The organism is Guyparkeria sp. WRN-7 (genome assembly GCF_001641825.1).
Lineage (GTDB): Bacteria > Pseudomonadota > Gammaproteobacteria > Halothiobacillales > Halothiobacillaceae > Guyparkeria.
On record NZ_LRFH01000014.1, the window covers coordinates 187,031 to 200,148 of the forward strand.

15 protein-coding genes are annotated in these 13,118 nt (G+C 66.7%); 10 read left to right on the plus strand and 5 right to left on the minus strand.

Annotation, left to right across the window (positions count from 1 at the left end; all coding sequences use genetic code 11):
* Positions 1 to 18 precede the first annotated feature (18 nt).
* Positions 19 to 645, plus strand: a complete 627-nt coding sequence (yfbR, locus tag AWR35_RS05470) for a 5'-deoxynucleotidase (RefSeq protein WP_058574941.1) — start codon at positions 19 to 21, stop codon at positions 643 to 645.
* Here yfbR and AWR35_RS05475 read toward each other — a convergent pair.
* Genes AWR35_RS05475 through trxB form a run of 3 tightly spaced genes read right to left on the minus strand, consistent with a single transcriptional unit; the run spans position 632 to position 2,907 of the window.
* The gene (locus tag AWR35_RS05475; RefSeq protein ID WP_058574942.1) at positions 632 to 1,525 is read right to left on the minus strand and encodes an NAD(P)(+) transhydrogenase (Re/Si-specific) subunit beta; all 894 of its coding nucleotides are present in this window, start codon (positions 1,523 to 1,525) and stop codon (positions 632 to 634) included. The genes yfbR and AWR35_RS05475 overlap by 14 nt on opposite strands.
* The gene (locus AWR35_RS05480) at positions 1,525 to 1,887 is read right to left on the minus strand and encodes a hypothetical protein (RefSeq protein WP_058574943.1); all 363 of its coding nucleotides are present in this window, start codon (positions 1,885 to 1,887) and stop codon (positions 1,525 to 1,527) included. The genes AWR35_RS05475 and AWR35_RS05480 overlap by 1 nt, the downstream gene beginning before the upstream one ends.
* A gap of 60 nt (positions 1,888 to 1,947) precedes the next feature.
* Complete coding sequence (gene trxB, locus AWR35_RS05485; RefSeq protein WP_058574944.1) at positions 1,948 to 2,907, minus strand: thioredoxin-disulfide reductase; 960 nt, start codon at positions 2,905 to 2,907, stop codon at positions 1,948 to 1,950.
* 210 nt (positions 2,908 to 3,117) lie between these two features.
* On the opposite strand from trxB, the gene hemH reads away from it, so the two are divergent.
* The 9 genes from hemH to AWR35_RS05530 all read left to right on the plus strand — a co-directional run bounded on the left by hemH (position 3,118) and on the right by AWR35_RS05530 (position 11,758).
* The gene (gene hemH / locus AWR35_RS05490; protein ID WP_058574945.1) at positions 3,118 to 4,230 is read left to right on the plus strand and encodes a ferrochelatase; all 1,113 of its coding nucleotides are present in this window, start codon (positions 3,118 to 3,120) and stop codon (positions 4,228 to 4,230) included.
* A 14-nt stretch (positions 4,231 to 4,244) separates the two neighbouring features.
* The gene (locus tag AWR35_RS05495; protein WP_058574946.1) at positions 4,245 to 5,024 is read left to right on the plus strand and encodes a competence/damage-inducible protein A; all 780 of its coding nucleotides are present in this window, start codon (positions 4,245 to 4,247) and stop codon (positions 5,022 to 5,024) included.
* 113 nt (positions 5,025 to 5,137) lie between these two features.
* Entirely contained in the window at positions 5,138 to 6,544 is a 1,407-nt protein-coding gene (locus tag AWR35_RS05500) for a DegQ family serine endoprotease (protein WP_058575252.1), read from the plus strand.
* A gap of 167 nt (positions 6,545 to 6,711) precedes the next feature.
* Entirely contained in the window at positions 6,712 to 7,479 is a 768-nt protein-coding gene (locus tag AWR35_RS05505) for an exodeoxyribonuclease III (protein ID WP_058574947.1), read from the plus strand.
* A gap of 94 nt (positions 7,480 to 7,573) precedes the next feature.
* Positions 7,574 to 8,032: a glycine zipper 2TM domain-containing protein gene (locus tag AWR35_RS05510; RefSeq protein WP_058574948.1), complete on the plus strand. Its 459-nt coding sequence runs from the start codon at positions 7,574 to 7,576 to the stop codon at positions 8,030 to 8,032.
* Between the two features lie 33 nt (positions 8,033 to 8,065).
* The gene (gmk, locus tag AWR35_RS05515) at positions 8,066 to 8,698 is read left to right on the plus strand and encodes a guanylate kinase (RefSeq protein ID WP_058574949.1); all 633 of its coding nucleotides are present in this window, start codon (positions 8,066 to 8,068) and stop codon (positions 8,696 to 8,698) included.
* A gap of 104 nt (positions 8,699 to 8,802) precedes the next feature.
* Positions 8,803 to 9,132 carry a DNA-directed RNA polymerase subunit omega gene (gene rpoZ / locus AWR35_RS05520; RefSeq protein WP_058574950.1) on the plus strand — a complete coding sequence of 110 codons (330 nt, stop codon included), beginning with the start codon at positions 8,803 to 8,805 and terminating at the stop codon, positions 9,130 to 9,132.
* Between the two features lie 19 nt (positions 9,133 to 9,151).
* Positions 9,152 to 11,341 (plus strand): bifunctional (p)ppGpp synthetase/guanosine-3',5'-bis(diphosphate) 3'-pyrophosphohydrolase, encoded by a 2,190-nt coding sequence (locus tag AWR35_RS05525; RefSeq protein ID WP_058574951.1) that lies wholly within the window; start codon positions 9,152 to 9,154, stop codon positions 11,339 to 11,341.
* A gap of 27 nt (positions 11,342 to 11,368) precedes the next feature.
* Positions 11,369 to 11,758 carry a RidA family protein gene (locus AWR35_RS05530; protein WP_058574952.1) on the plus strand — a complete coding sequence of 130 codons (390 nt, stop codon included), beginning with the start codon at positions 11,369 to 11,371 and terminating at the stop codon, positions 11,756 to 11,758.
* A gap of 86 nt (positions 11,759 to 11,844) precedes the next feature.
* Here the strand turns inward: AWR35_RS05530 and AWR35_RS05535 are convergent, their stop codons facing one another.
* Complete coding sequence (locus tag AWR35_RS05535; RefSeq protein WP_058574953.1) at positions 11,845 to 12,573, minus strand: DUF481 domain-containing protein; 729 nt, start codon at positions 12,571 to 12,573, stop codon at positions 11,845 to 11,847.
* Between the two features lie 234 nt (positions 12,574 to 12,807).
* Complete coding sequence (locus tag AWR35_RS05540; protein WP_058574954.1) at positions 12,808 to 13,116, minus strand: BolA/IbaG family iron-sulfur metabolism protein; 309 nt, start codon at positions 13,114 to 13,116, stop codon at positions 12,808 to 12,810.
* Between the last annotated feature and the right edge of the window lie 2 nt (positions 13,117 to 13,118).

Sequence of the window (13,118 nt, forward strand, 5' to 3'; positions counted from 1 at the left end):
CAGATTTCCAGGCAACCGATGAGCGACACCGAACAACGCCCCAAGCACAGCCCCGACGAGAGTCATTTCTTCGCCTACATCTCGCGGATGAAATACATCTACCGCTGGGGGCTGATGCGCAATACGCGCAGCGAGAACGTCCAGGAACACAGCCTGCAGGTGGCGATGATCGCCCATGCGCTGGCGGTGATCGGCAATCAGGAATTCGGCGAGGACAACGACGTCGGCCGGGTGGTGAGCGTAGCGCTCTATCACGATGCCTCGGAGATCATCACCGGTGATCTGCCCACGCCGGTAAAGTACTTCCGCGAGGACATCCGTGACTCCTACAAGGCGCTCGAAGCGCATGCCGAGCGCAAGCTCGTCGGGCAGCTGCCCGCGGTTCTGCGAGAGTCGTTCGCCGAGGTGATCGAGAGCGCGCGGATCGAGCCCGAGGTGCTGCGTCTGGTCAAGGCGGCCGACTCCCTGTCCGCCTACCTCAAGTGCATCGAGGAGCGCGCCGCTGGCAATCGGGAATTCCGCCGTGCCGAGGAATTCCTCGAGCAGAAGCTCGACGAGATGACCGACCTGCCGTCAGTGGGGTACTTCCGCGAGCATTTCGTCGACGCCTTCTCGCTGACGCTCGACGACCTCAGTCACGACTGAGGCCGTTCTCCGCCTCGGGGGGCCGGGCATCTTCGGTCTCGTCGGCGTAGAAGGGCCGCCGCGAGATCTGGCAGAACGCGCCCTGACGCTTGACGAAGTGGATCGAGCCGGCAACCACCAGCCCGCCGATCACCAGCAGCAACAGGCTGCTCTGCACGTAGCCGAGCGTGACGATGGCGACCCCGACCAGGCCGACATGGCGGGCCTGGATGTGCAGCAGGTCCTCGTGCGGATGCGCCAGGGCGCCGAGGGCGGCCCATTCGATCGCCAGCACGATCAACAGCACCAGCGGCGCGGTGGCCAGATCCGGGTAGAGCACGGCCACCGCGCCGAGGACGATGATGATGCCCAGCACCGCCCACTGGGCCAGCTGCTGGTTGCGCGAGGCCGGCGCGCTGGCCTTGAGGGTTCCCTTGAGGCGCAGCCAGTGCATCAGCCCGGTCAGCCCGGTCCAGACCCCGATGAAGATACCGATCATGGCGGCCAGACGCAGGTCCCAGGCGGCGATGTAGCGCGTGGTCTGCTCCCAGCCGATCAGCCCGAGCAGGGTGATGGTGATGCCACTGCCCACCAGCACGATGGCCGCGCCACGCACCAGGTCGATCAGTCGCGTGTCCTGGTCGCGGTTCGCTTCGTACCACGGTGCGGCCGCGACACCGAAGGCCAGGGCCGCGATGGCCAGCCACGCCTTCCAGGTCGAGCCCGGGAACTCGCCCGAGGTGCCGGGGAAGAGCGCCCCGGCCAGGACGATCAGGATCGCGAGCGGCAGGGCCCACATCCAGACCCGTCGCCGTGACGGATGGGTAAGTGCCGAGAGGGCGATCAGCACCAGGCCGAGAGCGAACCAGCCGGCGTTGTCGATGATCAGTCCGATACCCATCAGTGGGCCTCCCCGTCGTGACGGTGTTCACGCCGCTGCAGCTGCTCCCGGTTCGTTTCCTCGTCGAGCAGTTCCTGCTCGTCGATCTCGTCCTCCGGTTCGGCGTGGACTTCCTGGCGTAGCAGCAGGAAGGCCGTGGCGGCGGCCTGAGCACCGAAGAAGACGGCGACCGTGGAAAGCAGCAGTTCGAGCGCACTCTGCGAGGTGAGCAGGGCGCTGACCGCGGCGACGACCAGGAACCCCGAGAGGGTGGTGACGATCAGCAGCCCGCGGCCGCAGTGCTCGCGTTCGGCCCGCAATGCCCCGGTCAGGCCCAGGGCGAGGGCAAGCAGTACCACGTAGGCGGCAATGGTTGGGTCCATGATCGGCGTGCCTCTGCATCGGGGCCGGTGGCATCACCGGCCGGGTGAACCGCGTCGGGCTCAGTCGCCCTGCTTTTCCAGGAAGGCCTTGGCGTCGAGGGCCGCCATGCAGCCGGTACCCGCCGAGGTGATTGCCTGGCGGTAGACGTGATCCATGACGTCGCCGGCGGCATACACGCCGTCGACCGACGTGGCGGTGGCGTTGCCCTCGGTGCCGCTCTTGACCTTGATGTAGCCGCCGGCCATGTCCAGCTGGCCCTCGAAGATGCCGGTGTTGGGCTGGTGGCCGATGGCGATGAACACGCCCTGGAGTTCGAGGTCGGTGGTCTCGCCGGCCTTGTCCTTGATGCGCAGGCCGTTGACGCCCATCTGGTCGCCGAGCACTTCGTCGACTTCCTGGTTCCAGTGGATCTCCACCGAGCCTTCCTCGGCCTTCTTCATCAGGCGGTCGATCAGGATGTCCTCGGCGCGGAAGCGGTCACGGCGGTGCACCACATGCACCTTCGAGGCGATGTTCGACAGATACAGGGCCTCCTCGACGGCGGTGTTGCCGCCGCCGACCACGGCGACGGTCTGGTTCTTGTAGAAGAAGCCGTCGCAGGTCGCGCAGGCCGATACGCCCTTGCCGCGGAAGGCCTGTTCGGATTCGATCCCGAGGTACTTGGCCGAGGCGCCGGTGGCGATGATCAGCGCATCGCAGGTATAGGTGCCCTGGTCGCCGTTCAGGGTGAACGGGCGGTTCTCGAGATCGGTCGAGTGGATGTGATCGAAGATGATCTCGGTGTCGAACTTCTCGGCGTGCGCCTTCATGCGGTCCATCAGGGCCGGGCCGGTCAGGTCGTTGGGATCACCCGGCCAGTTCTCCACCTCGGTAGTGGTGGTCAGCTGACCGCCCATTTCCATGCCGGTGATCAGGACCGGGTCGAGATTGGCACGAGCGGCGTAGACCGCCGCGCTGTAGCCGGCCGGACCGGAGCCGAGGATGAGCAGTTTGCTGTGGCGGGTGTTGCTTTCGGCCATGGTGAGAAAGAACTCCTGTATTGATTCGGTTTCGGGGGCGCCCGAGGGAATGAAAAGGTGGCTTGCCGGGATGTGGTGACATCGGCCCGGCAACGCAAGCATGCTTTGCCTAGAATGACCCGGTGTTTCGGGTCCGGTGGCGCCTGTTGGTGCGCCGACCGGGTACGTTCAGACTGTAGGATACTCGTCGAAAATTGTTGAGGCCATCGAATGCATTACCAAGGTGAACCGGACTACAAGCACGGCAGCCCGGAGCGGCTCGGCGTCCTGTTGCTCAACCTGGGCACGCCCGACGCGCCCGAGGCGCCGGCGCTGCGCCGCTACCTCAAGCAGTTCCTTTCCGATCCGCGCGTGATCGAGCTGCCGAAGTGGAAGTGGTGGCCGATCCTGCACGGCGTCGTGCTGCGTACCCGGCCGGCCAAGTCCGCCGAGGCCTACCGCTCGGTCTGGGATCATCACGCCGAGGGCTCGCCGCTCCTGACCATCGCCCGCGAACAGCAGAAGGGCCTGCAGGAACGCCTGTCCGAACAGATGGCCGGACCGGTGACCGTGGCGCTGGGCATGCGTTACGGCAACCCGTCGGTGCCCTCGGCCCTGCACGAGCTGCGCGAGGCCGGCTGCCGGCGCGTGGTGGTGCTGCCGCTCTACCCGCAGTACGCCGGGGCGACCACGGCCTCGACCCTGGATGCGGTCTTCGACGAGTTGATGCACTGGCGCTGGGTGCCGGAGCTGCGCACCATCAACCAGTATCACCGGGATCCGGGCTACCTCGACGCGCTCGCGGCCAGCATCCAGGAGCACATCGACGCGCACGGCAAGCCGGACAAGCTGATCATGAGCTACCACGGCGAGCCCAAGCGCTACCTGCTCAACGGCGATCCGTACCACTGCCAGTGCTACGTCACCTCGCGGCTGGTCGCCGAGCGTCTCGGCCTGTCCGAGGACGACTACATGGTCACCTTCCAGTCGCGCTTCGGCCCCGAGGAGTGGCTCAAGCCCTACACCGACGAGACCCTCAAGGCCCTGCCCGGCCAGGGCGTCAAGCACGTCGCGGTGGTCTGCCCGGGCTTCTCTGCCGACTGCCTGGAGACTATCGAGGAGATCGGCGACGAGAACCGCGAGTACTTCGAGGAGGCCGGCGGCGAGACCTACCACTACATCCCGGCACTCAACGAGCGCGCCGATCACCTCGACGGCCTGGCCCGCCTGGTGCGTCAGCACACCCAGGGGTGGGTCGAGCACAGCGAGTTCGATTCGGTCGAGGACCAGCGCGAGCGCGAACGGGTGCGCGAGAACGCGCTCAAGGTCGGCGCCAAGCAGTAAGGGGCGCGACGGTCATGGCTGATACGCGCTCCAGTGGTCCGCTCGCGGGCATTGGCGTGGTGGTGATCGGCGACGAGATCCTCTCGGGTCGCCGCCAGGACCGTCATCTCGCTGCCGTCACCGAGCGGCTGGCCGCGCGAGGACTGGTGGTCGACTGGGCGCAGTTCCTGCCCGACCGCGAGGTCACCATCGTCGACCTGTTGCGCCGCAGTCGCGCCGACGGGGCGACCGTGTTCTGCTTCGGCGGTATCGGTGCGACCCCGGACGATCTCACCCGGGCCTGCGCCGCGACCGCCTTCGGCCGGCCGCTGGTGCGCCACCCGGAGGCGGTGGCCCTGATCGAGGGCCAGTTCGGCGAGCAGGCCTACCCCAAGCGCATCCTGATGGCCGACCTGCCCGAAGGGGCGGTGCTGGTGCCCAATCCGTTCAACCGCGTGCCCGGGTTCTCGCTCGAACGGCATTTCTTCCTGCCCGGCTTCCCCGAGATGGCCCATGCCATGCTCGACGGGATTCTCGCAGGACCGCTGTCTGAGCTCGGTGATGCCGAGTACGTCGAGCGCTCCGTCTGGCTGGTGGATACACCCGAGAGCGAACTGGTCGACCTGATGGAGGCGTTCTGTTCGGCGCACCCGGCATTGCGCCTGTTCAGCCTGCCGGTCCTGTCGGCGGAGCGTCGCCTGCTCGAACTGGGGTTCAAGGGTCCGCAGGACGAGGTCGACCGGGCGATCGTCGCCCTCGAACAGGCGCTTGCCGACCGTCGCATCCCGATGCATGCGGTACGCCCGGGTGGTTGAACTTTCATGCGATCAGCCCTATCTCATCGAATCCGGAGCGTCGGTCGGCCCGCCGCCCGGGCTCATTTGCTCACTTGCCGTGATTCCGTACCCGGAATAGGAGTTCGTCGATGATGAATTTCGTGACAGCCCGCCGCTCGACCGCGCTTGCCGCCGTCGCCCTGCTCGCGGCGATGGTGCTGGTGGTGACGCCGGTCGAGGCGAAGTATCCCGATTTCGCCAAGCTGGCGAAGGAAAACGCCCCGGCGGTGGTCAACATCAATACCGTCACCAAGGGACAGCAGGCGGGTCGGAGCGGTCAGCCGCCGCAGATGCCGAACTTGCCGCCCGGCCCGCTGGGTGACATGTTCCGCGACTTCTTCGAGCAGATGCCGCAACAGCCCATGCCGCGCTCGCGCCCGGCCCAGTCGCTCGGCTCGGGGTTCATCGTCAGCGAGGACGGCTACGTGATCACCAACGCCCACGTGGTGCGCGGCGCCGACGAGATCAGCGTGCGGCTCAACAACCAGCGCGAGTACACCGCCGAGCTGATCGGCGAGGACCCGCGCACGGACATCGCCCTGTTGAAGATCGATGCCGACGACCTGCCGACCGTCGAGATCGGCGATTCCGACGAGGTCGTGGTGGGCGAATGGGTGCTGGCGATTGGCGCACCCTTCGGTCTCGACCAGTCGGCCACGCACGGCATCGTCTCGGCGATCGGTCGTGACCTGCCCAACGAGACCTACGTGCCGTTCATCCAGACCGACGCGCCGGTCAATCCGGGCAACTCGGGCGGCCCGCTGATCAACGCCGACGGCGAGGTGATCGGCGTCAATTCGCAGATCTACACCAACTCGGGCGGCTACATGGGCATCTCGTTCGCGATTCCCATGAACGTCGCCATGAACGTCGCCGACCAGCTCAAGGAGACCGGCCAGGTGCGCCGCGGCTACCTCGGCGTGGTCATCCAGCCGGTCACCGACGAGCTGGCTCGCTCCTTCGGTCTCAAGGATACGCGCGGTGCACTGGTCGCCCAGGTCCAGCCGGACACCCCGGCGGCCGAGGCCGGCATCGAGTCCGGCGACATCATCACCGCCTTCAACGGCAAGCCGATCAAGCGTTCCGGCCAGCTGCCGCGCCTGGTGGGCAGCGCCCCGGTTGGCGAGTCCGCCACCGTGACGGTGATTCGCGACGGCGAAGAAAAGACCTTCGACGTGACCTTGGCCGAGCTCGACGGGGCGATGGCCGCCGGCGGTGGCGCACTGTCGACCTACGGGCTTTCGGTCGTGCCGCTGGAGAAGGACGATCGCGGTTCGCTGGGCGTGCGCTACGGCGTGTCGATCGAATCGATCGAGTCCGGCTCGCCGTTTGCCGGCGCGCTCGAGACCGGTGACGTGATCCTCGAGGTCAATCGCCGGCCGATCCGCAGCGAGAGCGACCTGGCCACGGCGCTCGATGCCGCGCCGGAGAACCGGCCGGTGGCGATCCGCCTGCTGCGCCGGGGCCAGCCGCTGTTCCTCGCGGTCGATCTCGACTGATTCGATCGGAGGAGCCCGGGAACTAAGCCGCGCGGCGGTGATCCCAATCAGTGGCTCCTCAAGGAAGAACCGCTGCCCCGACCGGATGGTCGGGGTTTTTTTATGCCTTCGGGCCGGGATTCTCTAGAATTCGAAGCCTTTCGCAATCCAACCGACCGGACGAGGACATGCGGGTAATCAGTTTCAACGCCAACGGCATCCGTGCCGCGGCGCGCAAGGGCTTCTTCGACTGGCTGGCCACCGCGGATGCCGACGTGGTCTGCATCCAGGAGACCAAGGCCCAGGCCTGGCAGCTGGAGAAGGATCCGACCTTCTGGCCCGAGGGCTACCACTGCCGTTACGTCGATGCCGAGCGCAAGGGCTACAGCGGCGTGGCCATCTACAGCCGCGAGGAGCCGAAATCGGTGACCACCGAGATGGGGCTGGCCGAGTTCGATGCCGAGGGTCGTTACTGCGCCTTCGAGCTCTCGGACATGACGGTCGCCTCGCTCTACCTGCCGTCGGGCTCGGCCGGCGATCACCGGCAGGCCTCCAAGGACCGGTTCCTCGAGGCCTTCCTGCCGATGCTCAACGAATTCCGCGAGAAGGACCGGTCGCTGATCCTCTGCGGCGACTGGAACATCGCCCATCGCGAGATCGACCTGAAGAACTGGCGCAACAACCGCAAGAACTCGGGATTCCTGCCGCACGAGCGGGCCTGGCTCGACCGGGTGTTCGACGACCTGGGGTTCGTCGATGCCCACCGCACCCTCAAGCCCGACGAGGCCGAGTACACCTGGTGGTCGAACCGGGCCAACGCCTGGAACAACAACGTCGGCTGGCGGATCGACTACCAGATCGTCACCCCGGATCTCGAGCCGCGCCTGGCCCAGGTGCAGGTCTATCGCGAGGAGAAGTTCTCCGACCACGCGCCGCTGATCATCGACTACCGTTGATCGGGTCGGGCCCGGCGGAACCCTCGGGCGCGACGGGGATCTGACTTATACTTTTCCTATGCTCCCGGAAGGGGCGCTGTCGCGGAGGTTCCACATGAAACACCTGATCACCATCGTGCTGGCTGCCGCCGGCCTGGCCTTTCTCTCCGGCTGTGCGAGCAGCCTCTCCAGTGACGCCTACTCGCGGGATTCGGCGCGCCAGATGCAGACCGTCTACTACGGCACCGTCCAGAGCATCCGCACGGTGCAGATCGAGGGCACCAAGACGCCGGTGGGCGCGGGCGCCGGTGCGGTCACCGGCGGCATCCTCGGCAGCCAGGTGGGCGGCGGTACCGGCCGTTCGCTGGCTACCGTCGGCGGCGTGGTGCTGGGCGGCCTGGCCGGCGCGGCGGCCGAGGAAGGCGTCACCCGACAGCCGGGCTACGAGATCACCGTGCGTCTCGACAACGGCCGGACGGTCAGCATCGTGCAGGCGGCCGATGTATCCTTCCAGCCCGGCGAGCGCGTCCGCGTGATCGAGGCGCGTGACGGCACCACCCGGGTGACCCGCTGACCCAGAACGAGAACCCAAACGGACGGAGAGACGATGACGGCAACGCCGCGTGGACAGCTATTCGTGATTTCGGCGCCCTCCGGGGCAGGCAAGACCAGCCTGATCAAGGCTCTGCGCGAGCGGCGGCCGGAGCTGGCCCTGTCGGTCTCGCACACCACCCGGCCACGGCGTGACGGCGAGGTCAACGGCGAGCACTATCACTTCGTCGACATCTCCCAGTTCGAGGCCATGCTGGCGCAGGAGGCGTTCGTCGAGCACGCCAAGGTGTTCGACAACTACTACGGCACCAGCAAGGCGGCGATCAGCGAACAGCTGGATCACGGTTACGACCTGATCCTCGAGATCGACTGGCAGGGGGCGGCGCAGGTAAAAAAGCTGTTCCCCGAGGCGATCTTCATCTTCATCCTGCCGCCCAGCACCGCCGAGCTCGAGGCCCGGCTGCGCAATCGCGCCTCGGACGATGACGAGGTGATCGCCCGCCGGCTGGCGGAGGCGCGCCGCGAGATGCAGCAGTGCCACTGGTACGACTACCTGGTGATCAACGACGACTTCGACCGGTCGCTTGAGGAGCTGGATGCGCTGTTCACCGCCGCCATGCTGGAGACCGACCGGCAGCGCGAACGGCACCCGGCGCTGATCGCCGATTTGCTGGGCGAGGTCGACTGAACGTAAACTGTTGATCTCATCCGATCGATAACGAATCGAGACACGGCCCGGCCATCCCCAGGATGACCGGGCCGTCCAACCTGTATACCGAGGCTAAAACACCGATGGCACGCGTAACCGTAGAAGACTGCCTGGACAAGATCCCCAACCGCTTCGAGCTGGTCCTGACCGCCGCGAAGCGCGCTCGCCAGATCGAGCACGGCGCCGAGCCGCTGGTGCCGATGGGCAAGGAAAAGCCCACCGTCATCGCCCTGCGTGAACTGGGCGAGGGCAAGATCGACCGCGCCCGGATCGAGGAGATCGAGAACCAGATCACCCTGTCGCGTTCGGAGATCACCGAGCAGGAGATCCGCGCTGAGCTGGCCCAGTTTGCCGACGAGAGCGCCGAGAGCGGCCGCGCGGCGGCGGCCCCGACTGCCCCCGACGAGGCCTGATCCGGTCGGCCGGTACGGGGTGGACGTGGACAGCGGCCAGACAGGAACGCCGACCGCCGCCCCGTCGGCCGAGTCGCACCTGACCGACGTCTTTTTCGCGCCCCTGGCGCAGCATCTTGCCGAGTATCTCGACTCGGCGGACATCGCCCGCATCCGAACGGCGTTCGAGTTCGGCGCCGAGGCCCACGCCGGCCAGACGCGCAAGAGCGGCGAGCCCTACATCAGTCACCCGATCGCGGTGGCGCACATCCTCGCCGACCTGCGCATGGACGAGGCCACCCTCGTGGCGGCCATCCTCCATGATGTCGTCGAGGACACCGACATCGCCCATGACCAGATCGTGGCCGAGTTCGGCGACGAGGTCGCGCACCTGGTCGACGGCGTCTCGAAGCTGGCCCAGATCCGCTTCAAGTCCAAGGCCGAGGCGCAGGCGGCCAACTTCCGCAAGATGATGATGGCGATGGTCGAGGATGTCCGCGTCATCCTGATCAAGCTCGCCGACCGCCTGCACAACATGCGCACTCTCGGGGTGATGCGTCCGGACAAGCGCCGTCGCATCGCGCGCGAGACGCTCGACATCTACACGCCGATCGCCAACCGCCTCGGCCTCAACGCCATCCGTCACGAGCTCGAGGATCTCGGCTTCGCCTCGCTCCACCCGCTGCGCCACCGCATCCTCAGCGAGGCGGTACGCCGCGCGCGCGGCAATCGCAAGGAAATCGTCGCCGGCATCCAGGAGCGCTTCGAACAGCGCTTCACCCACGAGAGCCTGACCGCCGACATCCTCGCCCGCGAGAAGCGGCCCTACTCGATCTACCGCAAGATGCAGTCGAAACGCCTCTCCTTCCGCGAGGTGTTCGACGTGTTCGCGGTGCGGGTGCTGGTCGAGTCGGTCGACGACTGCTACCGGGCGCTCGGTATCGTGCACAACCTCTACAAGCCGCTGCCCGGTCGCTTCAAGGACTACATCGCGATTCCCAAGGCGAACGGCTACCAGTCGCTGCACACCATCCTGTTCGGCCCGCACGGCATTCCGCTCGAGGTGCAGATCCGCACCCACGAGATGCACCAGTTCGCCGAGTCGGGGATCGCGGCTCACTGGCTCTACAAGGCGCAGGGCGACCACGGCTCGGTCACCCAGACGCGTGCTCGTGAATGGTTGCGCGACCTGCTGGAAATCCAGCAGAAGGCCGGCAACCCGCAGGAATTCCTCGAGTCGGTCAAGGTCGACCTGTTCCCGGACGAGGTCTACGTCTTCACGCCAATGGGCGAGATCATCGAGCTGCCTCGGCGTGCCACCGCGGTGGACTTCGCCTACGCGATCCACACCGACGTCGGCAACACCTGCGTGGCCTGCAAGATCGACCGGCGCTTCGCGCCGTTGTCCACGCCGCTGGAGTCTGGTCAGACCGTCGAGGTGATCACCGCGCCGGGGGCCGTGCCCAATCCGAGCTGGCTGTCGTTCGTGGTCACCGCGCGTGCCCGGGCGAACATCCGCGCCTACCTCAAGCACCTGCAGGATGCCGAGGCCATCCGCCTCGGCCACCGTCTGCTCTCCAAGGCGATGACCGCCGAGGGCTGCGACATCGAGGATCTCGACGAGAGCCGCGTCGACAAGCTCCTGCGTGAATACCACCAGGAAAGCTTCAACGACCTGCTGCGCGAGATCGGTCTCGGCAACCGCATGGCGCCGCTGGTGGTGCGCCTGCTCAAGGCCGAGGCGGGCAAGATCGAGCTGACCGAGCCGGAAGGCGGTCTTCCGCCGGAGCAGGCGCCGGTGATCATCAGCGGCACGGAAGGGCTGGTGGTCAGCTTTGCCGGCTGCTGCCACCCGGTGCCGGGCGACTCGGTGGTCGGTTTCCTGAGTACCGGTCGCGGCATCGTCGTCCACCGCCAGGGCTGCCCCAACGCGGCCGATGCCGGCGAGCACCCCGAGCGCTGGCTGGCGGTCGACTGGGAGCAGCAGCCCTCCGGCGAGTACCAGTCGCAGATCAGCATCCACGCGAACAACGTGCGCGGGGGGCTGGCGCGGATTGCCGCGGCGGTCTCGGATGCCGGCTCGGACATCGACGACGTGCGCTTCGACGATCGCGACGTCAATCTCACCATCATCGACATCACCGTGCGCGTCACCGACCGGACGCATCTGGCCCGGGTGATGCGCTCGATCAAGCAACTGCGTGACGTGGTGCGCGTCTCGCGCCACTGATCATCGCCAACCCTTCGAGGAGTCAGCATGAGCCGACGAGAAATCATCCACAGCGACGACGCCCCGGCCGCGATCGGTCCCTATTCGCAGGCCGTGCGCGTGGGCGACACCGTTTACCTCTCCGGTCAGATCGCGCTCGATCCGGCCAGCATGACGCTGGTCGAGGGTGGCATCGAGGCACAGACCCGGCGCGTGTTCGACAACCTCACCGCCGTCTGCCGGGCCGCCGGTGGCGACCTGGCGGACGTGGTCAAGCTGCAGATCTACCTGCCGGATCTGTCGCACTTCGAGACCGTCAACGGCATCATGAAGGAATACCTCGACGAACCGTTCCCGGCGCGGGCGGCACTGGGTGTGCGCGCCCTGCCCAAGGGCGCCGAGGTCGAGATCGACGGCGTGATGGTCCTGCCGGACTGATCCGGCCCCGCGCGACATCACCCGGCACAAAAAAGGCCCGGCGGTAGCGACCGACCGGGCCTTTTTTGCGTTCGCGGGAGACGCCGTCAGTCGAAGTTGTAGACGATGTTGACCGAGGTGTAGGTGTCGGTGTTCTCGGTGTCGGCCGGCACCTCGGTGTTGTGCTGGACCGTGTAGGAGAGCTTCATCGCCAGCGTTTCGGTCAGGGCGGAAGTCAGGCCGGTGACCGATTCGATCTCAGTGTTGTTCTCGCCGGCCAGCACGGTGACGTCCTGGTTGAACTTGGCGAAGTCGGAGAACTGGTACTCGAAGCCGCTGGCGAGACGCGCGATCAGCGTGGTGTTCCGCTCTCCGGCGTCGGTCTCGGACACGCGCACACCCGGACCGATCTCGGCGTCCCAGTAGCCCTTGTCGGAGATCCACAGCTTGCGACCATAACCGGCCGCCGCGCTGGCCTGGTAGTCGTAGGCCGAGAACTCGTCGCGCGTGCCGCGCAGCGCGCCGAACAGGTAGTCGCGCTCGGTCAGCGAGTAATCGCTCTCGAATTCGCTCAGGATGCGGTCGGCGGTGTCCTCGCCGTCCTCGCTTGCCTGCAGCGCCTCGAGGCGGAATAGGTGCTTCCACGGCTCGCTCTCGTAACCGATCTTGAGCTTGCCGTTGAGGGTCGAGGAGTCGGTGTTGCCGGTGGTAATGGAGGCGCCGAACTCGGTCGAGCCGCTCCAGTTACCGTCACCCTCTTCCTCGGCGAGTACCGGCGAGGCAAACAGGGGGGAGAGGAGCAGCGGGCTTGCGACGAGCAGGGTTCTGGTCTTCATCGGGAAAACTCCGGTAGCAATGAAAGCGGACGGGACATGGCGGCACCGACGCCGTCGGATCGGTATCGCCCATCCCGGGTTCGATGCTTGAGTCGCCCGGCGGTTCAGGTACAAAAATGCCCCGCGTGGGGGCATGGGGTCTCGGCAGGCCGGGGGACAAAGGCGGGAAGACTAGACCGCCGTGACCCGGCTGTAAACAAACCCGAGTGGAAAACTCGGGTTAGCGGGCGGGCGTCAGTGCCCGCCGCCGCGGCAGGGGGGCGAGGCCGGTGCGTCCTGGCGCTCGGCCCATTCCGCGGGGGTGTAGGTGTGCAGGGCCAGCGCGTGCATGCCCTGCTCGAAGGCCGACTTGAGCGGGTCCTGTGTCAGGCGATGACGCTTGATCAGCATCTGCCCCTCGAAGCGATCGCTGACCACCACGACCCGGAAATGGCTCTCGACCCGGTCGCCGGCATGCTGGCCGGACTCGTCGGTGATCTCGAGATGGGTCGGGGCGAGCGCGTCCCGCAGCGTCTCCTCGATCCATTGCGCGCGTGTGGTCATGT